Source organism: Rhodocytophaga rosea (genome assembly GCF_010119975.1).
GTDB classification, from domain to species: Bacteria; Bacteroidota; Bacteroidia; order Cytophagales; family 172606-1; genus Rhodocytophaga; species Rhodocytophaga rosea.
The window spans coordinates 8,131,442-8,150,429 of record NZ_CP048222.1 but is presented as its reverse complement, the minus strand read 5'-3'; the positions used below and the strand labels follow the sequence as shown (position 1 = coordinate 8,150,429).

At 38.6% G+C, this 18,988-nt stretch carries 20 protein-coding genes and 2 pseudogenes; 14 read left to right on the top strand and 8 right to left on the bottom strand.

Annotated features, from left to right (window positions below; all coding sequences use genetic code 11):
• Nucleotides 1-8: 8 nt before the first annotated feature.
• On the bottom strand, nt 9-896 hold the full coding sequence (locus GXP67_RS37630) for a glycosyltransferase (protein WP_232064742.1): 888 nt from the start codon (nt 894-896) through the stop codon (nt 9-11).
• 233 nt (nt 897-1,129) lie between these two features.
• Between GXP67_RS37630 and GXP67_RS33460 the strand changes: the two genes are divergently transcribed.
• The gene (locus tag GXP67_RS33460; protein ID WP_162447143.1) at nt 1,130-1,966 is read left to right on the top strand and encodes a glycoside hydrolase family 2 TIM barrel-domain containing protein; all 837 of its coding nucleotides are present in this window, start codon (nt 1,130-1,132) and stop codon (nt 1,964-1,966) included.
• Entirely contained in the window at nt 1,855-2,475 is a 621-nt protein-coding gene (locus GXP67_RS33455; RefSeq protein ID WP_162447142.1) for a hypothetical protein, read from the top strand. Before GXP67_RS33460 ends, GXP67_RS33455 begins: the two co-directional genes overlap by 112 nt.
• Nucleotides 2,476-2,489: 14 nt before the next feature.
• Here the strand turns inward: GXP67_RS33455 and GXP67_RS33450 are convergent, their stop codons facing one another.
• From GXP67_RS33450 to crcB, 6 genes are all read right to left on the bottom strand, one after another.
• Nucleotides 2,490-2,867 (bottom strand): DUF3471 domain-containing protein, encoded by a 378-nt coding sequence (locus GXP67_RS33450; RefSeq protein ID WP_232064740.1) that lies wholly within the window; start codon nt 2,865-2,867, stop codon nt 2,490-2,492.
• A gap of 58 nt (nt 2,868-2,925) precedes the next feature.
• Entirely contained in the window at nt 2,926-3,678 is a 753-nt protein-coding gene (locus GXP67_RS33445; protein ID WP_162447141.1) for a hypothetical protein, read from the bottom strand.
• A gap of 92 nt (nt 3,679-3,770) precedes the next feature.
• The gene (locus GXP67_RS33440; protein WP_162447140.1) at nt 3,771-4,166 is read right to left on the bottom strand and encodes a helix-turn-helix transcriptional regulator; all 396 of its coding nucleotides are present in this window, start codon (nt 4,164-4,166) and stop codon (nt 3,771-3,773) included.
• A gap of 360 nt (nt 4,167-4,526) precedes the next feature.
• Nucleotides 4,527-5,018: a YkgJ family cysteine cluster protein gene (locus GXP67_RS33435; RefSeq protein WP_162447139.1), complete on the bottom strand. Its 492-nt coding sequence runs from the start codon at nt 5,016-5,018 to the stop codon at nt 4,527-4,529.
• A gap of 21 nt (nt 5,019-5,039) precedes the next feature.
• On the bottom strand, nt 5,040-5,900 hold the full coding sequence (locus GXP67_RS33430) for a CvfB family protein (RefSeq protein WP_162447138.1): 861 nt from the start codon (nt 5,898-5,900) through the stop codon (nt 5,040-5,042).
• A 1-nt stretch (nt 5,901) separates the two neighbouring features.
• The gene (crcB, locus tag GXP67_RS33425; protein ID WP_162447137.1) at nt 5,902-6,279 is read right to left on the bottom strand and encodes a fluoride efflux transporter CrcB; all 378 of its coding nucleotides are present in this window, start codon (nt 6,277-6,279) and stop codon (nt 5,902-5,904) included.
• A 56-nt stretch (nt 6,280-6,335) separates the two neighbouring features.
• Here crcB and GXP67_RS33420 point away from each other — a divergent pair, with 56 nt between their 5' ends.
• Nucleotides 6,336-7,226 (top strand): 3-hydroxybutyryl-CoA dehydrogenase, encoded by an 891-nt coding sequence (locus GXP67_RS33420; RefSeq protein ID WP_162447136.1) that lies wholly within the window; start codon nt 6,336-6,338, stop codon nt 7,224-7,226.
• Between the two features lie 44 nt (nt 7,227-7,270).
• Here GXP67_RS33420 and GXP67_RS33415 read toward each other — a convergent pair.
• Nucleotides 7,271-8,085 (bottom strand): annotated as a pseudogene (locus GXP67_RS33415) (2,3,4,5-tetrahydropyridine-2,6-dicarboxylate N-succinyltransferase).
• A 36-nt stretch (nt 8,086-8,121) separates the two neighbouring features.
• On the opposite strand from GXP67_RS33415, the gene GXP67_RS33410 reads away from it, so the two are divergent.
• The 11 genes and pseudogenes from GXP67_RS33410 to GXP67_RS33355 all read left to right on the top strand — a co-directional run bounded on the left by GXP67_RS33410 (nt 8,122) and on the right by GXP67_RS33355 (nt 18,978).
• Nucleotides 8,122-9,285: a glycosyltransferase family protein gene (locus GXP67_RS33410; protein ID WP_162447135.1), complete on the top strand. Its 1,164-nt coding sequence runs from the start codon at nt 8,122-8,124 to the stop codon at nt 9,283-9,285.
• A gap of 129 nt (nt 9,286-9,414) precedes the next feature.
• Nucleotides 9,415-10,086, top strand: coding sequence for a metal-dependent transcriptional regulator (locus GXP67_RS33405; RefSeq protein ID WP_162447134.1), 672 nt, complete (start codon nt 9,415-9,417; stop codon nt 10,084-10,086).
• Between the two features lie 124 nt (nt 10,087-10,210).
• A complete protein-coding gene (locus tag GXP67_RS33400; RefSeq protein WP_232064739.1) occupies nt 10,211-11,017 on the top strand; it encodes a metal ABC transporter solute-binding protein, Zn/Mn family in 807 nt (268 codons plus the stop codon).
• A 24-nt stretch (nt 11,018-11,041) separates the two neighbouring features.
• Nucleotides 11,042-11,842, top strand: coding sequence for a metal ABC transporter ATP-binding protein (locus GXP67_RS33395; RefSeq protein ID WP_162447132.1), 801 nt, complete (start codon nt 11,042-11,044; stop codon nt 11,840-11,842).
• Nucleotides 11,843-11,849: 7 nt separating this feature from the next.
• Nucleotides 11,850-13,136, top strand: a complete 1,287-nt coding sequence (locus GXP67_RS33390) for a metal ABC transporter permease (protein ID WP_162447131.1) — start codon at nt 11,850-11,852, stop codon at nt 13,134-13,136.
• A 79-nt stretch (nt 13,137-13,215) separates the two neighbouring features.
• Nucleotides 13,216-14,098: pseudogene (locus GXP67_RS38435) on the top strand (metal ABC transporter permease).
• A 528-nt stretch (nt 14,099-14,626) separates the two neighbouring features.
• Nucleotides 14,627-16,003, top strand: a complete 1,377-nt coding sequence (mnmE, locus tag GXP67_RS33375) for a tRNA uridine-5-carboxymethylaminomethyl(34) synthesis GTPase MnmE (RefSeq protein WP_162447129.1) — start codon at nt 14,627-14,629, stop codon at nt 16,001-16,003.
• 244 nt (nt 16,004-16,247) lie between these two features.
• The gene (locus GXP67_RS33370; RefSeq protein ID WP_162447128.1) at nt 16,248-16,607 is read left to right on the top strand and encodes a helix-turn-helix domain-containing protein; all 360 of its coding nucleotides are present in this window, start codon (nt 16,248-16,250) and stop codon (nt 16,605-16,607) included.
• Nucleotides 16,608-16,651: 44 nt separating this feature from the next.
• Nucleotides 16,652-17,794 carry a tyrosine-type recombinase/integrase gene (locus GXP67_RS33365; RefSeq protein ID WP_162447127.1) on the top strand — a complete coding sequence of 381 codons (1,143 nt, stop codon included), beginning with the start codon at nt 16,652-16,654 and terminating at the stop codon, nt 17,792-17,794.
• Between the two features lie 33 nt (nt 17,795-17,827).
• The gene (locus GXP67_RS33360; protein WP_162447126.1) at nt 17,828-18,550 is read left to right on the top strand and encodes a hypothetical protein; all 723 of its coding nucleotides are present in this window, start codon (nt 17,828-17,830) and stop codon (nt 18,548-18,550) included.
• Nucleotides 18,551-18,636: 86 nt separating this feature from the next.
• Complete coding sequence (locus GXP67_RS33355) at nt 18,637-18,978, top strand: helix-turn-helix domain-containing protein (RefSeq protein ID WP_162447125.1); 342 nt, start codon at nt 18,637-18,639, stop codon at nt 18,976-18,978.
• The last annotated feature ends 10 nt before the right edge of the window (nt 18,979-18,988 follow it).

The window sequence follows — 18,988 nt, the reverse complement described above, 5'->3', positions numbered from 1 at the left end:
TGCCGGTACTAATCCCTGGTCAGGATTTCCGGTACATACACCGATTTCCAGCCTTTGGCATGAATTCGCATGGCTGTATGCATATCTTCAGATAATCCGGCTGCATGCCCCCCGATCGAATCCAGCGCAGCCCTTCTGAAAGTACAGTTCGCACCAATAGACTGAGCGGTTCCGTATTCATTCATGCACATCATCATTGGGCCGTAGAAACTATATGTTTGTTGCGCCGCTCCTTTGGCCACCAGGTTATTTTCCAGCTGGTTATAATAGGCTTGTACTACCTGCACATATCCAATTTGAGGATCTTCAAAATAGGGTAAAACCCGGTCTAAAAATTCAGGAACAGGCGTATGATCAGGGTCCAATACCACACAAATTTCGCCGGTTGCCAGTTTGAGTGCATTATTAATATTTCCGGCTTTGGCATCAATTTTATTTTTTCTGGTTATATGGATTACTCCCAGATCTGCACACACCTGTTTAAGCAGGGCATCGTCTGATTCGTCGCATAAATAGGTGGTGTGAGGATATGTTATCTTCTGACAGGCTTCCAGCGTATTTATCATCATGTCATAGGGCTCGCCAGCGCAAAATGTTGTCAGGATATCTACACTCCATTGTTTATGTGTTACTGGTTTCTTTGGTATGCTGATGGCTACATAATGATACCATTCATGCAACATCCGCAGTAACTTAAAGGCAAGCCCAGCTGTAAGTAACCAGTACAATACCGGATGCCCAACTTCTACATACGTTACAAACCACCAGAGGAATAAGCACATAAAAAAAAGGCCACAAGCGATTAATAATCGCATGGTGGTCATCTCTCCTTTTTTAGGTCGATGTGCCCGGATGATTGTTTCTCTATTTTTAGAATATGCTGCAATCTTTAACATCTGGGAGTGTGGTAGAAATTCTATGTTATAATTAAAGGGTAGAATGGCTTAAAAAGGTTATTCAAGAATAAAAAATCATACAGCTACTTTCTGTTTCAATACGCTGATGTTGATTTGGCCCAGCTGAATTTGGTATATTGTTATTAACATAAAGCGGTATAAATTTTCAGATAATGATCACTATTAAATCACCTATGATTAAGGCACTTACAACGTCTAAAAATAGGAACACCATGTTTGTACTATATTGTAATCTGCTGACATATCTTACACTTGTGCTTTTAGCCGCCTGTAGTACAAACCAGAGGAAATATGCTGGTACTGAGGGATCAACAAAAACAGTTGAGGTCCGGTATTTTGATAATAGATATCAGTTATTCAGGCATGGGAAACCTTATTTTATTAAAGGCGCCGGGGGGCACCACCACTTCGACAGATTACAGGCAAATGGTGGAAATTCCATACGTGTATGGAATACAAATGACGCCAAACAAGTGCTGGATGAAGCACACAAATATGGACTAACGGTTACCCTGGGTTTAGAACTCGCCCATCCCAGGCAAGGCTTTGATTATTCTGATGCCGGGGCGGTAGAAAAACAACTTCAGGAGCTAACAGAAATAGTAAAAACGTATAAGGATCATCCCGCTTTATTAATGTGGGGCGTTGGCAACGAATTAAACTATATGTCCTCTAAATTTTACATCACCGATTTTAAACATATTTATTCCACCCTTAAACTCTGGCAGGCTGTAAATGAAGTAGCAGCAATGATTCATGAGGTAGATCCCAATCACCCCACTTCTACCATGCTGGCTGGACCATCAAAATTAATCCAGCTAATAAGCTATGTATGTCCTGAAATTGATATTCTCTCTATTAATATTTTTGGAGCGCTGCCCAGACTTTCTAAATCCATTCAATCCTATGGCTGGACTGGTCCCTATGTGGTAACAGAATGGGGACCTACCGGATACTGGGAAGCCCCCGTACTGCCTGGGATGTATCTCTGGAAGAAACCAGCACCCGGAAAGCTCAGATTTATAAGGAGCGGTATGAAGCTTCTATAGGAAAAGATACAGCATTTTGCCTGGGTTCCTATGTATTTATGTGGGATGTAAAACAGGAAAGGACTCATACCTGGTTTAGTATGTTTATAGACACCGGGGAGGAATTATCAATGGTTGACGCCCTGCATTACCTGTGGACAGGAAAACCACCAGTAAACAGCAGCCCTGTTGTTGAACCCTTGCAGATCAATGGTAAAATGCCCCAGGATAATGTTGTACTGGATGCTACATCCATACATACAGCTTCAATCAAAGCCTTTGATGCCGAGGATTCCCTTCAATATAGATGGGAAATATTACCAGAGTTAACAGGATATGAATTAAATGAAGGCGGTGAAGGGGAAACAAAACCTGAAATTATTAAAGGGTTATATATGAGCTCCATTAATCAGGCGCAGATACAGTTTAAAGCCCCTCCCGTAGAAGGTCCCTACCGGATGTTTGTATATGTACTCGATGGCCATCATCATGTAGCCACGGCAAACATACCTTTCTATGTAATTCCATAGATCCAATCATTTAATTATTTGTCCCGGCTGGCCTGTAAAGTATTGCCTTGTATAATCAAGCGCAGACCGGTAACTTTCTTTGTACTGCCATCTCTGGTAAAAATAATGGTAGACCCATAGGTACTTGTAGAAACAAACGTATCCGCTTCAGCTTGTTTGACTAACTTATTAGCTCCATAACTGTCGGCTTCTCCATATAAGTCATTGTCCTTACTCGTGATCGTATACTTACGTACCGGGCTATCTTCCTGAAAAGAATAGATACCTTCGTATTCTTTCACATCTGCAACATTGAAAAAATGCAGGCCGGAAAACGAATTTGTGGGTGTACTAGTGGTGAACGAGCTAGTAAGCAGCAGAATTAATATAAATGGAAAGTACATGCATTTCATAGGATGACAGGTTATAGAATACAAAAGTGACTAAAAGTAAGATAGCTGTGCAGGAACTTCAATGCATATCCTGATAGGTTTTGTTAGGCAACAGGTTAGCCACTACAATCCGGTTGTCTTCACTCACCATATAAATAACAAAATGCTTTTCTTCATGTTGGTTTATAAAAGATAAGTAAAACGCATAACCAGTACTTCCAAACGCATCCGTCGTCATAGTCACCGTGGCAGAATTGCTCAGTTTTTCAGCACCCGAAAAAAAAGGCAGAAAAATAGTAGTACACACTTTTTCTACTTCTGCTGCGCCGAGTTGCCGTAGAAAGTTCGGGCTGAAATTTTCTTTAAATCCTGTGATATTTCCGGAAATAAGGAGTTGAACGACCCATTCCGCTTTTTCACGAAAAGGGGCAGAATCTTCCTGCATCTCCAGGTAAGTATCTATGGTAGCAGCGTGTGGAATGGGTTCCTGTGGAGGAAGAATGGTTGTGGTAGCCTGTTCTTCTTCCAGGGTTTTAAGTAATTCCTGTGTCCAGGTTTGTAATTGTTCTGCTTTCTCAGCAGCAGAGAATGCAGGATCAGTTAGAATATGTGCGGCTGCCGGAAACTCGTTGTCAAAATCAACACCCAGCAGATAGGCCGTTACTATATAAACCGCCTGGTCATCTTCCGCTTCAAAACCATAGTGTGATGCTTTTTCGAGCAAATTAAGCACTGTGCTCAACATTTGCTCATTGGGTATATCCTGAGCATCAGGAAATGTTTCATACAAATAACTTACTAAGCGTTCTTCAAATGGGTAAGATTCATTCATGCAGATTCAGGTTTATGGGAATATAAATATACTACCCTACCCGAACTTTCACAATGAAAGCACTCTTGTAGAAAAAAATATATAACTTCATCTCATCCCGGACGGTATTCTGTAAAGGTTTTGTCTGAATAAAAAATGAGAATTTTTTCAATTTTTCGTTCTGCCACGATTTCCTGGTTTGCTTGATACTCTTTTAAAGGCTGATCTTTTAAAGAATCTGTTTTGACAGTGATGGCAGATGCAGGCTGAGCTGGCTGGTTTTTATCGATAATTTCCCCTTCATCCAAAGTATCATCTTCTTCAATGATCCAGTCCATGCCTAATTCAGGAAACCGACGGATAATTTTTTGTACCACTTCCAGGCTTGGTCTGTTGCGTCCGGAGAGTATGTGTGAAATGATAGCACGCTGTACACCTATTTCATCTGCAAACCTGGACGGTGACATATCCTTAAATAGTAACAATTGTTTGATTTTTGTGTTAAGCATAATATAATAAGTGAGTTAACTGGATTATGACAAATGTATATTTTAAAATTGTAACCACATAATATTTCCCGATAATTTACTTATGTTTATTAATGAAATTGAATTAATAATTGTTAATTATGCAGCTAAATTATTATACTAAATAAAATTGCAGTATACATATTAAGAAAGCTTGATAGGTAAGTAAGTAAACAATATTTTTTATTTATAAAAGTGCAGATACTACTACTCATCAAAGAAAATAAATATTAATAATGTATTCCCAAAGAAGTTGAAGCTCTAAAAAGATTCGTTAGGATACTAAATTTGATTTTAGAAAAGGTTATTAAACATAAGTTGTATAGAGGATATTAGGGCAAGTTAGGTATATAGCTTCTTTAGCTTTTCCACTATTTGAAAAGCTGCCGGACATATATAGGTGTTGCAGACGGTGAGGTCTAAAATCTGGTGGAATTTCTTTCGGTTGGTGTGCGGATATTGCTGACAGGCACTTGGCCGCTGTTCATATATCTGGCAAGTATGATCAGCATGGAGAAAGGGACAAGGCGCTGTATTTAAAACATAATCTCCTTCTTCATCTATATGTAAATATTGATGAATGAACTGACCCGGTTTGAGGCGAAGATGCCTGGCAATTCTTTCAATGTCTTTACTTGTAAAAACCGGACTGGTGGTTTTACAGCAATTGGCACAAGTCAGGCAATCGGTATAGGAAAATACTTCCTCATGAAACTGCTCAACCTGTTGATCTAAGTTAGCAGGTGTACGCTGCTTTAATTTTTTAAATAACTTTTTTGTACTGGCACTTGCCTGGCTTGCGAGCTGATGTAAACCGGAAATATCAATTTGCATGCTGCAATTTAGGCAGAAAAATTATTCCGGCTCTATAAAGTAGATCCCGTCTTTGCTAAGCGAAAGTTGTCCATCTTTTAATAATCCCCCTACCGCTTTTTTGAATGTTTTTTTACTCATCTGTAAACGTTCATAAATCTCTTGGGGAGAACTATTATCCGTAAGTGGCAGAAATCCCTGGCTCTTTTTTAATTGTTGCATGATTTCTTCTTTGGCGTCTATCACTTCAGCATATCCTTTTTTGCGAAGAACTACATCGAGCTTTCCATCTTCCCGGATCTTCTTGATATATCCGTTTACTTGGTCTCCCACATAGAGCGTTTCAAACACTTCGTTGTGATAGAGTACACCGGAGTACTTTTGTTCTACTACAACTTTTATCCCCATATCTGTGAACTCCCAGATGAGCAGTTCTACCAGCTGGTTTTCCTGCAAGGCGGATGTATCTGTTTGTAAAAATTTCTCTAGTCTGGCACTACACATAACCCGGTCGGTTTCCGGATCTACATATACCCATACCAGATAATTTCTTCCGGGAATTAATTTTTTGTGCTGTTCGGAGAAAGGCATAAATAAATCTTTCACCAGTCCCCAATCCAGAAAAACACCATAACTGTTAGCATCGGTTACCCGCAGACAAGCGAACGAGTTAGCAGTTGCCAGCGGTTTTTCTGTAGTGGCAATCACACGGTCTTCAGAGTCGCGGTAAATAAAAACATATAGCTTATCCCCTACCTGCGTTCCTTCAGGAATATACCGTATAGGCAAAAGTATTTCATCCAGGCCGTGAGCGAGGTACAAGCCAAAATCCAGGATTTTAATAACTTCCAGGGTATGGTATTGGCCAATGGCTATAGATGTAGGACTTTCCTTTTGATCCATGTCAGCGCACTAAAATTTTCCCCAGCCAAACGCCGCTGAGGATAGCTACTAAACCTAATATGATACTAAGCAGATTATACAGTAGCATTGGCCCGGCCCGGTCTTCTTCCATCATGAGCAGGCTTTCGCGGATTAAAGCAGAAAATGTGCTGAAGCCCCCACAAAAGCCAACCAGTAAGAATACTTTTACGGTGGGATGCGAAATGAATTTTTGTTCTACAAAGGAGATAACCATTCCAGCTATAAAGCAACTTAGCATATTAGCCAGCAGCGTAGCAAAAGGAAAAGTATGAGAATAGCCTGACATGCCTTTACTGATCCCATAGCGGGCGAGGCTTCCGATACCCCCTCCAATAAAAACAGCCAGAAATTCTTTCATGCAGTAAAAATAGAAAATTGCTCGTATATATTTGTATATTATTTAAACTGAATTGTATGAAAAATATTGCAGTAATCGGAAGTGGAACGATGGGCAATGGCATTGCACATGTATTCGCATTAAAAGGATATAAAGTTTCACTTGTGGATATTTCCAGGCAAGCCTTAGATAAAGCCATACAAACTATAGGTACTAATCTCGATAGGCAAGTAAGCAAAGAACAGATTACAGCAATAGATAAAGAGCAGGCTTTATCAAATATTTCTACACATACAAACATGAAAGAAGGTGCTCAACAGGCAGATCTTGTAGTGGAGGCTGCCACAGAACGTATTGACTTAAAACTCGAAGTATTCAAACAATTAGATCAATTCTGTAAACCTGAATCAATTTTAGCCAGCAATACTTCATCGATTTCTATCACAAAGATTGCTTCGGTAACCAACCGGCCTGAGAAAGTAATAGGGATGCACTTTATGAATCCAGTACCGGTTATGAAATTAGTAGAGGTGATCCGGGGATATGCCACTTCTGATGCTACGGCATCCGTAGTAATGGATCTTTCCCGCAAGTTAGATAAAGTTCCTACTGAAGTAAACGACTACCCTGGGTTTGTTGCCAACCGGATTTTAATGCCCATGATCAATGAGGCCATCTATTCTTTATATGAGGGAGTAGCAGGTGTGGAGGAAATAGATACCGTAATGAAACTTGGGATGGCACATCCGATGGGGCCTTTACAACTGGCAGATTTTATTGGCCTGGATGTGTGTTTGTCAATATTGCAGGTCTTATATCAAGGATTCGGAAATCCTAAATATGCCCCTTGTCCTTTGCTTGTAAATATGGTGCAGGCAGGCCATACTGGTGCTAAAAATGGTGTTGGTTTTTATGTATGGCAAAAGGGTAGTAAAGAATTAATTGTGGCACCCAGGTTTGCCAAGTAGAAATCAAAAGCTGGAAGATATAAATTTGTATCTTCCAGCTTTTATTATACTGCTACACTATTTTCTCTCAGGGCATCATTTAAAGAAGTTTTTAAATCTGTGCTTTCTTTTCTTTTGCCAATAATCAGCGCACAGGGCACCTGGTACTCTCCGGCAGGAAATTTTTTGGTATAACTTCCCGGAATTACAACGCTCCTTGGAGGCACAAACCCCTGATGCATTACTGGACTATCTCCGGTTACATCTATAATTTTAGTGCTTTGGGTAAGCGTTACGTTGGCACCCAATACAGCTTCTTTCCCTACTCTAACTCCTTCTACGATAATACATCTGGAACCCAGAAATGCCCCATCTTCAATAATCACCGGGGAGGCCTGTACTGGTTCGAGCACCCCTCCTATACCTACTCCCCACTGATGTGAACATTTTTACCTACTTGTGCACAGCTCCCAACCGTCGCCCAGGTATCCACCATGGTATTACTATCTACATAGGCACCTATATTTACATACGATGGCATTAATATTACTCCTTTATTCAGAAAGGCTCCATATCTGGCTGTAGCCGGTGGCACCACCCGTACATCTTTTAATTTATAGCCTTGTTTTAATGCCATTTTATCGTGGTATTCAAATGGGCTCAGCTCAATTACTTTCATCTGCTGGATTGGAAAATAGAGAATAATTGCTTTTTTTATCCAATCGTTAACTTGCCATTCTCCGTTCTCAAGAGGCTCGGCTACTCTTCTGATACCAGCATCTAATTCTTCGATGAGCGTTTTAATGGCTACTTCAGTATTTCTTTCTTTCAAATATTCCCGGTTGTTCCAGGCTTGCTCAATGATTTCTTTTATTTCCATAAATTCATTAATTATGGTAAGGTTTAAAGGTAAGAAATGAAAAAAACAAATGTAGTAATTGCTTCTGTATTAAAACCAGTAGATGATACAAGAATGTATGAAAAATTTGCCCGTACACTTGCTAGTCACCTGGAATACCATATTCATATTATTGGTTTTCGGGCAAGCCACATTCCGGTAGAACAAAACATCTCCTTTTATCCTGTTTTTAACTTCTCGAGATTATCGTTTAAAAGATTTGTTTTGTCTTGGGATTATTATAAAATATTACATAAAGTTAAACCTAATATAATAATAGTTAATAGTGCTGATTTACTGATAGTTACGTGCATATACAAAATAATATTTGGATCGAAAATATTATATGACGTACAAGAAAATTATATGTATAATTCGATCTATTTAAAAAAATTTAGACGACCCTTAAATTATGTTATTGGATATTTTTTAAGAACCATAGAATGGATATCATCTCCATTTATATCGCATTTTATACTGGCTGAACGAAGCTATCAATCAGAGTTACCTTTTCTGGGAAACAAGTTCACCATTCTGGAAAATAAGTTTGTTCCTCCAATAAGTAATTACACTTCACAAAGGGTTCAGAAGAAAAATCGTTCCATATATCATTTGTTGTATAGCGGAACTATTGCGGAAGCGTATGGTATTTTTGAGGCCATTGATTTAACCGTACAACTAAATCAGGCTGATCATAGATTTCATTTAACTATCATTGGATATTGTGCCGATGCTAAGGTGTTAGCTAAAGTAAAAAGTTATATAGCCTCACATTGGTTTATACAAATAATTGGTGGAGATACTTTGGTCCCCCATTCCGTTATTATAGAGAAAATTCAGGACGCTGATATAGGCTTAGTAGCCTATCAATACAATAAGAGTACAATTAATAAGCTGCCTACAAAACTAAATGAATATATGTATTATGAATTACCTATTTTGTTGCCTTTTAACAAGACTTGGAAGGCATACTGTGATCCATTTAGGGCTTGTTTGGAAATTAATTATCGGTCTGTTGATAGTAATAAGCTTATATTAGATATACTGACAATGGATTTTTATAAAGGCTCTTTTAGTAAAGCACTGCTTTTGTGGGATAAAGAGAAAAGTCTTTTACACTATTTAGTAAACTCTTACAATACTACCAAAATTAGTAAAAATTGTAAAACAATGCTAATTTAAATAGTAAAATTATTCATAATTACTAAATAAAATAGTATATTTATTGAAATGTAATTTACTTTTAAGTTACTAATAATAAATATTTTGATACGACTAAAAAGTTTTATATATTTACAAAAATAGAAAGCAATGCCACTAAGTTTCACAGAGGAAAACTATATAAAACTTATCTATAGAGCTTCTAAAGCAAATACAACCAATATAGACCAGGAAGTTACAACCAATGAAATAGCAGATCTTACTCAAACAAAACCTGCATCAGTAAGCGATATGCTTAAAAAACTAGCTGCTAAAGGACTTATTAACTACGTAAAATATCAGGGCGTCACCCTTACACCTGAAGGCGAGGCAAAAGCATTATTAGTAATACGCAAACACAGATTATGGGAGGTTTTTCTGGTCGACAAACTACAATTCAGCTGGGATCAGGTACATGATATCGCAGAACAGCTGGAACATATTCAATCTGATGAATTAATTAACAGATTAGATAAATTCCTGGAGTTTCCCCAATACGACCCACATGGAGATCCCATACCTAATGATAAAGGTGAATTAACTAATAAAAAACAAGTATATCTGATTGATATGAAAATAGGCGACAGTGGTGATGTGGTAGGTGTAAAGGAAACTTCTCCCCTGTTTTTACGCTATCTGGATAAAATAGGAGTAAATATAGGCGCACATATTGAAATTATGGACAAAATTGAATTTGATCAATCTCTGGAAATAAAGGTGAATAAAAACCGGCTTATCATTATTTCAAAGGATATTGCACAAAACATATACACGCTGGATTAGGATGACCAACACACAAACAACTTTAGTAACAATATTTTTAGTAATCACTTTAGCCTTTTTAGCAAGCTGCGATGTAAAGAAAAAAGAAAGCTCTGGAAAACTAAATATTGTTACGACAACAGGTATGATTGCAGACGGTGTAAAAAACATTGTAAAAGACTCAGCCAACGTATCAGCTTTAATGGGGCCAGGTGTTGATCCGCATTTATACAAAGCTACCTATGGAGATGTAAATAAATTGACTGAGTCAGATATCATCTTTTACAATGGCTTGCATCTGGAAGGAAAGCTACAGGAAATCTTTAAAAAGTTGGCCAAAGCCAAAACTGTATTACCCGTAAGCCAGGATATAGATCATTCATCACTCACTAAAATCCCGGGCAGCACAGAAAGTTATGATCCCCACATCTGGTTTGATGTGCAGAAATGGCAACAGTGTATAGCTTTTGCAAGCAAGATACTGCAACAAAAGGATTCAGGTAATGCCGCCTATTATGCAGAAAATACCATGAAATACCTGATTGAACTGGACTCATTGCACCAATATGCCAAACGAAGAATCAGCGAAATTCCTCCTTCACAACGAGTGCTAATTACCGCCCACGATGCATTCGGGTATTTTGGCAAAGCTTATGAAATTGAAGTGAAAGGACTGCAAGGTATTTCAACCCTATCTGAATTCGGACTAAAAGATGTATCCGAGCTGGTACAACTCATAGTAAACAGAAAAATAAAAGCTGTTTTTGTAGAATCATCTGTTCCACAAAAATCCATTGAAGCAGTAGTAGAAGGTTGTAAAGCCAGAGGACACCAGGTAAAAATAGGCGGAAACCTCTACTCAGATGCCATGGGTAACCCTGGCACTCCCGAAGGCACATATATTGGTATGGTGAAAGCAAACATAGAAACCATAGTAGCGGCTTTAAAATAAATAATCAAAGAAACTATAATTTATATGATCATTCAGGTAGAAAAACCGGTAATAGAAGTACACGATCTAACGGTAAGCTATGATAAGAAACCAGTATTATGGAATGTAGACCTGACTATTCCATCAGGATCACTGGTAGGTATCATCGGGCCGAACGGTGCAGGTAAATCTACCCTACTCAAAGCCATCATGGATCTGGTCCCAACCGGAAGCGGATTTGTTAAGATCTTTAATCAGCCGATTGCCAAAGTACGCCAGCAGATAAGCTATGTTCCCCAGCGTGAGTCAGTTGACTGGGACTTTCCAGCTTCCGTCTTAGATGTAGTACTGATGGGCAGGTATGGTAAATTAGGTTTATTTCAAACCATCAGAAAATCGGATAAAGAAGCTGCCTGGGAATGTCTAAAAAAAGTAGGGATGGAATCTTTTGCCAACCGGCAGATTTCACAGTTATCCGGCGGACAACAGCAACGGGTATTTTTAGCAAGAGCCCTGGCTCAGGATGCAGACCTGTATTGCCTGGATGAGCCTTTTGCCGGCGTAGATATCGCTACCGAAAGTGCCATCGTACAGATTTTACAGGAAATGCGTAACCAGGGGAAAACAGTTGTAGTTGTACACCACGATTTACAATCGGCGCAGGAATACTTCAACTGGATCATTTTACTCAACGTCCGGCTGGTGGCTTCCGGACCAACAGAGCAGGTATTTACACCAGAATTATTACAGGAAACATATGGTGGAAAACTCACCGTACTCTCACGGGTTGGCGATTTATTACAGAAAAACCAGTTTCCTGCCAGAGAACAACTACCCGCTAAATAAAAAAGCAATGAACAACTTCATTGAATTCTTCTCCTTTTCAGATCCGAACATACGGTTTGTGACCTTTGGCTCTATGCTGCTATCTGCAAGTGCAGCCATCGTGGGATGTTTTGCATTGCTAAGAAAACGAGCCTTGATCGGAGATGCTATTGCTCATTCTGTATTACCTGGTGTATGTCTCGCTTTCATAATCAGTGAACAGAAAAATCCTCTCCTGCTACTAATCGGCGCATTTGCTACTGGCTGGCTATCCCTGATCTGCATTGACCTGATCACTTCCAGAACCAAAATAAAAGAAGATACTGCTATAGGACTGGTGTTATCTGTATTCTTCGGAATTGGTATATTATTGCTCACTGCCATCCAGCAACAAGGAAATGCCTCACAATCTGGCCTGGATAAATTTCTATTTGGAAAGGCTGCTTCGATGGTTCAGGAAGATGTTATTGTATTTTCAAGTGTAAGCTTATTATTGCTTCTGGTAGTATGGCTGTTTTATAAAGAATTCAAACTATTATGTTTTGATGAAAACTTTGCCAGATCCATTGGTTTGCCAGTCAGAAGATTAGAATGGTTGCTTACCAGCCTTACCGTATTATCTGTTGTTACCGGAATACAGGCAGTAGGTGTCGTATTAATGGCGGCAATTCTGATCACGCCTGCCGCTGCCGCCAGATTCTGGACAGATAAATTGCTGGTAATGCTTTTGCTGTCCGCTGCATTCGGAGCATTTTCTGCCCTTACCGGAGCCTACATATCGTACCTCTCTCCTGCCATGCCTACTGGTCCCTGGATGGTAATGGTGATTTCTGTAATTGCAGTGGGTTCGTTTATACTGGCGCCAGGAAAAGGAATTTTTGCCAGATGGCAACGCCAACAAAAAAACAGGCGGCAGATCGTAGACGAAAATATTCTGAAGACTTTCTTTCACCTCAACGAAAAAGACAAACAATTTTATATTCCTCATACAATAGCTCAATTATTGGAAAAAAGAAGAATTGAAAAACCAATTTTATTATCCGGCTTAAAAAGATTAGCCAGTGAAGGATACCTGGAAAAAAGTGGGCATACCTGGAAGCTTACCAAAGAAGGAAAAGAACGCGGCAAACGGATCACCCGCCTCCACCGCTTATGGGAATTATACCTTACAAAATACCTCCACCTGGCACCAGACCATGTACATGAGGATGCAGAAAATATAGAACATGTGATTACCCCTGAGCTGGAAGAAAAAATAATGGAGCAGTTGCAATACCCGGATCTTGATCCACACAATTCACAAATTCCTAAATAGTTTCTGGTCTTTACAAATTCTCAGAAATGAATGTAGACATACCAGAAACTCCCGACAACCTACTAAAGACTTAACGTATATGAATGCATTCTGGATAATATTAGCTGGCTCTCTGGTTGCTGTTTGTTGCAGCCTGCTGGGCTGTTACCTCATATTGCGAAAAATGGCAATGGTTGGAGATGCCATTTCCCATGCTGTACTACCGGGCATTGTTTTAGCGTTCCTTTTCACCGGCAGCCGGGATTCGGTGCCTATGTTACTGGGAGCTGGTATTCTAGGCGTATTGTGTACCTTCCTGATTGAGTTTTTCCATACCAAAGCCCGCTTACAAACAGATGCTTCTATTGGAGTAACATTTACCTGGCTGTTTGCCCTTGGCGTGATTTTAATTACTGTATTTGCCGGACAAGTAGACCTGGATCAGGATTGTGTGCTGTATGGAGAAATCGCTTATATCCCCTCGATTTAATTATTACTGCTGATGGACTGAATATAGGCCCAAAAACAGTATGGCTAATGGGCATTACTCTACTTATCATAATATTATTTATTGTAACAGGATATAAACCCTATTCTTAACTACCTTCGATCCTGGGTTTGCGGCTTCTATTGGTATCTCTACCTTATTATGGCATTACCTACTCATGGGCGCCGTTTCTCTGACAACGGTTGCAGCCTTTGAATCTGTAGGCGCAATATTAGTAGTTGCTTTTTTAGTAGCGCCACCTGCCACTGCTTACCTGCTTACACACAATTTTAAGCAAATGCTGATTCTCTCTTCTTTAATCGGGATCGTTACTTCTGCATTAGGCTATCTTTTGGCAGTTTGGCTGGATGGGTCAATTGCCGGAGCGATGGCTGCTATTTCCGGTTTGTTATTTTTGCTATCCGTTTTATTTTCTCCTCAACAGGGAATTATTATCAAGCAACTACGCCAGAAACCGCAGCTGGCGAAAGTTTAATCAATTTTACAACTGCGCAAAATATTCTATCTTTAGTAAGCACTGCTATTCATGCTTACATGGAAAAAAATATTTACTTTCCTTTAGATTCTCACCTTCAGACGTACGCAACGAGTATATGGGAGATCATAGGTGATCGAAATATTTATGAGACCATAACAGCAACTTACTTTATTTCACCATTCGCAAGGCTACTAGGATATAAAAGCTATTATCCTCAATATGATAATTATTCTTCCCATATAATGCCTGTAGTAAACAAATAACACTTAAATTAATACTTAAAATTAATATTAATAAATATGTGTTATTAAGCATATTACGGCCATATATTATTATGAAAATATCAAAATAATGAACACTTTTAAGAAAGCATTTTGACACCAATATGTTTGAATACTTTCTTGAAATACCTCTGTTACGAAAAAATATAGAACCTTCCCTCCTACTTCCTTGTTTGTGTATAAATTTAACCCTCGGGTATTCTGTTAAGTGTACCTTTTATACACAGACTAATTTCATTTCAGCTTGAATCATTTTTCATTCGACGATACAATAGTAGCTCCTGCCACTGCTTCGGGTATTGCAGCTATTGCTGTGATCAGGGTTTCAGGGAAAGAAGCGATACTGCTTTGTAATCAAATTTTTAAAGGAAAAGATCTTACCAGACAGGCATCTCACACCATCCATTTTGGCACCATTCGGGATGGAGATCAGATTATTGATGAAGTACTAGTGTCAATATTTAAAGCTCCAACATCCTTTACCAAAGAAGATGTGGTAGAAATTTCCTGTCATGGGTCGGATTTTATTGTAAAACGAATCCTGCAACTATTATTAAAACACGGCGCAAGGCTGGCTAAACCAGGCGAATTCACCCAACGGGCTTTCTTGAACGGCCAGTTTGATCTGACACAAGCGGAAGCAATAGCCGATTTGATTTCCTCTGATTCTGAGGCATCTCACCAGGCAGCAATCCACCAGATGCGAGGGGGGTTTTCGCAGCAGATTAAAAAATTGCGGGAACAGCTTATCTATTTTGCCTCATTAATTGAACTTGAACTCGATTTTGGAGAAGAAGATGTTGAATTTGCCAGCCGCCATGACCTGCAAAAATTAGTACTCAATATACAATCCGTAACCAAAGACCTGATTGAGTCCTTTCAACTCGGCAATGTGATTAAAAATGGAGTGCCTACCGTTATTGCCGGAAAGCCGAATGCTGGAAAATCTACATTACTTAATGTCCTCTTTAATGAAGAAAAGGCGATTGTATCTGAAATTCCAGGCACTACCCGTGATGTAATTGAAGACGAATTAATGATTGAAGGCATCCGTTTCCGGTTGATCGACACAGCTGGCTTAAGGCATACCACTGATACTATTGAAGCCATTGGTGTGGAACGCACCCGTCAGAAAATGAAACAGGCTTCCTTAATTCTGTATCTATTTGACAGTACCCTTATAGATCAGGAAAGCCTTGAAGAAGAATTAGTTGATATTCGTAAATTAAATCTTCCCTTAATACTAGTCGCCAATAAAACAGATCAACTCACCAAAGTAAAATCTATTCCCAGTTGGCTGAATTCAGATGAAATAATCATGATTTCGGCATCAGAGAAAGATAATATTGCCGCTTTAAAAAACCGGATGCTGGCTATGGTCCATGCCGGTCAGCTTAAAACCGGAGATACACTAATCACCAATGTACGCCATTATGAAAGCCTGAGGCAAACATATGTGGCACTTGACCAGGTGTTAGGCTCTATCAATCAAAACCGCACCGGCGATCTGCTTGCCCTCGACATCCGGCATGCATTGCGATACCTGGGCGAGATCACAGGTGAAATAACAACTGAGGATCTGCTGGATACTATTTTTTCCAAGTTCTGTATCGGAAAGTAATCTACCATAATACACACATAACAAACTTAGTAAAAACCTCACTATAGCCCTATTTTAGGGCTTTTTTTATGTCTATCACTAATATTTATTTATAGTTAGTATTGCTTTGTTTTGGTATAGTTTGTACCTTAGTTGTACCTCAAGCGGGTTGAAAAGTATTATTTGTACCTCAACCCGTTTTTTAGGCGAAATGATGGCACAGTAAGACACACATAGACACAGTAAGACATAATCAGGCACACTTATGAGTTCAAATATTAAGGTACAAAGGATTTGCCAGCATTGTGGCAATGATTTTACAGCCCGTACAACAGTTACTCAGTACTGTAGTGATAATTGCGCTAAACGGGCTTATAAAGTGAGACAACGCAACTCAAAGGTTGAGGCCAGTAATAAGGAAACACAGAAAATTATAAGCAGGCCGATTGAAGAATTAAGAGCCAAAGAATTTTTAAGTATAGCTGATGCCTGCAAACTATTAGGAATAAGCAGGCGCACCATTTACCGGATGATGGAACGAGGGGAAATGAAGGCTGGAAAAGCAGGTAAACGAACTATTATACAACGCTCTCAGATTGACAGGCTGTTTTCTTATCACTCTTAACAAGTTGCATTCTTTGCACTCGCTGCATAACAAATAAAGGACACATGACAACTCAAGTAAAATTAAGGCAAAAACCCATTTCAGGGAACCGGCAAAGCTTGTACCTGGATTTTTACCCACCTATCTCCCACCCTCAAACCGGCCTACCAACTCGCAGAGAATTCTTAGGGCTTTATTTGATGGATAAATCAAAAAATCCTATTGATAAGCAGCATAACAAAGAAACCATGCAACTGGCGCAGCAGATCAGGCAGAAACGGGATAATGAATTAAATAAACCGGAAATTTACACCGGATACGAAAAGGAGCAACTGAAAATAAAACAACGTGGTGAAACCTGCTTTATTGGCTACTTTAAAACCCTGGCAGATAAACGTAAGGCTTCCAACCATGATAACTGGATTTCTGCTTACCATTTCCTAAATGCCTTTACCAAAGGCCAATTGAAATTTGCCGACCTGAACGAAAAGTTCTGTAATGATTTCAGAGATTACCTATTAACAGCTAAAAGTACTAGGAGTACAAAAACCACCCTTTCCCAGAATTCTGCACACTCCTATTTTAATAAGCTGAAAGCAGCTTTAAAGCAAGCCTATAAGGATGGGTATTTGCAAACTGACCTCAACGCAAAAATAGAACCTGTTAAGCAGGCCGAAACACAGCGTAATTTCTTAACCCTGGAAGAACTGAACGCACTTGCAAAAACAGAATGTACCATGCCTCTACTAAAACAAGCAGCCTTGTTTTCGGCACTTACTGGCTTACGTTTTTCAGATATTGAAAAGCTACTTTGGTCTGAAATAGAATACATTGAAGGGCAAGGTTTCTTTATACACTTTAAGCAAAAGAAAACCAAAGGATTCGAGGTATTACCCATTTCTAGGCAGGCTTACAGCTTATTGGGTGAAAGGAAAGAGCCTAGAACCAAAGTATTTGATGGCTTATATTATTCTGCCTATAGCAACCAGCATCTATACAAATGGTTGGTAAAGGCAGGCATTTCAAAAGACATTACTTTTCATTGTTTCCGGCACACCTTCGCAACCCTGCAACTAAGTAAGGGAACAGATATTTACACTGTTTCAAAAATGCTTGGACACCGGGAACTGAAAACCACCCAGATATACGCCAAGATCATTGACCAAACCAAACGGGAGGCAGCAGATAAGATTATACTGGAATTATAATATTTTATTATACTAATAATAACTTAAAGAAAAATGGAAAATACTTTAGATCAATTTATACTGAATCTTTTTAGAACTGAGAAGCCAATTTTATCTAATATAGATTTTGATGACGACAATGTTTTTGTTTGTGATGTATTAGATCATAGCGTCGATTTAGCAAAAGACTTTATAAAACATAAGTTGAATAAGTGTACTAACAGAATGGAAAAAATGCAATTTCTATACTCAAGCCGTGAGTGTTTCAGATCAGCAATTAACGTAAATGAATATTATTTAGAAGAAAATGATAATAATGATATTGATAAGCAACAGATTAGGGATACAATTAAAAGAAATAAAATTGCTCTTACCATGGCAGAAAGAGCAATTTGTTTTTATGACAATTGCATGACCCTTGATTGTAAGGAGAAAAAACAACAATCATTTGAAAATTATACTAATAGCCAAATTGTTTTAATATTCTACTATTTCTTCAAAAGTAATGGACTTGAACCTCGTAAGAATATTGATGTTTCACCAATCGCTAAATTTCTTCATTTAATTATAGGCAAAGAATTTACAGAAATTACAAATTCAGATTTTTATAATAAGCTACGAAAGGTTCCAAATTTTAAAACAGATAAAGAATTAATTAAAGATTTAGAAATTATTAAGCCACTATTCCAGATGGTTCAATTAAATGAAATTGTTGGAATGATTGATAATGAAATTGATATTGCTCACAACGAAAAGAAGAAATCTAAGGAAAAATAGAAAATATAGGGTACTCTATAGAGTATCCCTAACCCTATTTTCCAGGTAAATATTTGTGCCATAAAACAAAATAACTAATGGCACAAATGGAAAATGTATTATTCACCCAACTTTCAATTCCTGAAATAAGACTCATATTTAGGCAGGAACTTGAAAACTTTTACACAAGTAAAAAGCCTGACCTATCACAACTAAATTCAGACCAATGGTTTGACCTCACTGAATTATGTGAATACCTTCCTGACAAACCGGTAAAAGCTACTGTATACGGATGGGTACATAGTTCAGTAATACCCTTTCACAAAAGAGCAAAAAAGCTTTTTTTCCTAAAATCAGAAATTGATCAATGGCTTAAATCAGGTCGTAGGAAAACACTGGTAGAAACAGCCAATGAAGCTGAAAATTATTTGTCTAACTGTAAAAAATAAGGGACTGAAC

What these genes read in the sequence shown, in the direction of transcription:
- GXP67_RS33455 (WP_162447142.1), top strand. Translation starts at nt 1,855, where the DNA reads ATGGGGACCTACCGGATACTGGGAAGCCCCCGTACTGCCTGGGATGTA.
- GXP67_RS33400 (WP_232064739.1), top strand. Translation starts at nt 10,211, where the DNA reads ATGATTGCAGACGGTGTAAAAAACATTGTAAAAGACTCAGCCAACGTA.
- GXP67_RS33445 (WP_162447141.1), bottom strand. Translation starts at nt 3,678, where the DNA reads ATGAATGAATCTTACCCATTTGAAGAACGCTTAGTAAGTTATTTGTAT.
- GXP67_RS33460 (WP_162447143.1), top strand. Translation starts at nt 1,130, where the DNA reads ATGTTTGTACTATATTGTAATCTGCTGACATATCTTACACTTGTGCTT.
- GXP67_RS33405 (WP_162447134.1), top strand. Translation starts at nt 9,415, where the DNA reads ATGCCACTAAGTTTCACAGAGGAAAACTATATAAAACTTATCTATAGA.
- GXP67_RS33450 (WP_232064740.1), bottom strand. Translation starts at nt 2,867, where the DNA reads ATGAAATGCATGTACTTTCCATTTATATTAATTCTGCTGCTTACTAGC.
- GXP67_RS33410 (WP_162447135.1), top strand. Translation starts at nt 8,122, where the DNA reads ATGAAAAAAACAAATGTAGTAATTGCTTCTGTATTAAAACCAGTAGAT.
- GXP67_RS33360 (WP_162447126.1), top strand. Translation starts at nt 17,828, where the DNA reads ATGGAAAATACTTTAGATCAATTTATACTGAATCTTTTTAGAACTGAG.
- GXP67_RS33370 (WP_162447128.1), top strand. Translation starts at nt 16,248, where the DNA reads ATGAGTTCAAATATTAAGGTACAAAGGATTTGCCAGCATTGTGGCAAT.
- GXP67_RS33420 (WP_162447136.1), top strand. Translation starts at nt 6,336, where the DNA reads ATGAAAAATATTGCAGTAATCGGAAGTGGAACGATGGGCAATGGCATT.
- GXP67_RS37630 (WP_232064742.1), bottom strand. Translation starts at nt 896, where the DNA reads ATGTTAAAGATTGCAGCATATTCTAAAAATAGAGAAACAATCATCCGG.
- GXP67_RS33395 (WP_162447132.1), top strand. Translation starts at nt 11,042, where the DNA reads ATGATCATTCAGGTAGAAAAACCGGTAATAGAAGTACACGATCTAACG.
- GXP67_RS33430 (WP_162447138.1), bottom strand. Translation starts at nt 5,900, where the DNA reads ATGGATCAAAAGGAAAGTCCTACATCTATAGCCATTGGCCAATACCAT.
- crcB (WP_162447137.1), bottom strand. Translation starts at nt 6,279, where the DNA reads ATGAAAGAATTTCTGGCTGTTTTTATTGGAGGGGGTATCGGAAGCCTC.
- GXP67_RS33440 (WP_162447140.1), bottom strand. Translation starts at nt 4,166, where the DNA reads ATGCTTAACACAAAAATCAAACAATTGTTACTATTTAAGGATATGTCA.
- GXP67_RS33390 (WP_162447131.1), top strand. Translation starts at nt 11,850, where the DNA reads ATGAACAACTTCATTGAATTCTTCTCCTTTTCAGATCCGAACATACGG.
- GXP67_RS33435 (WP_162447139.1), bottom strand. Translation starts at nt 5,018, where the DNA reads ATGCAAATTGATATTTCCGGTTTACATCAGCTCGCAAGCCAGGCAAGT.
- GXP67_RS33355 (WP_162447125.1), top strand. Translation starts at nt 18,637, where the DNA reads ATGGAAAATGTATTATTCACCCAACTTTCAATTCCTGAAATAAGACTC.
- GXP67_RS33365 (WP_162447127.1), top strand. Translation starts at nt 16,652, where the DNA reads ATGACAACTCAAGTAAAATTAAGGCAAAAACCCATTTCAGGGAACCGG.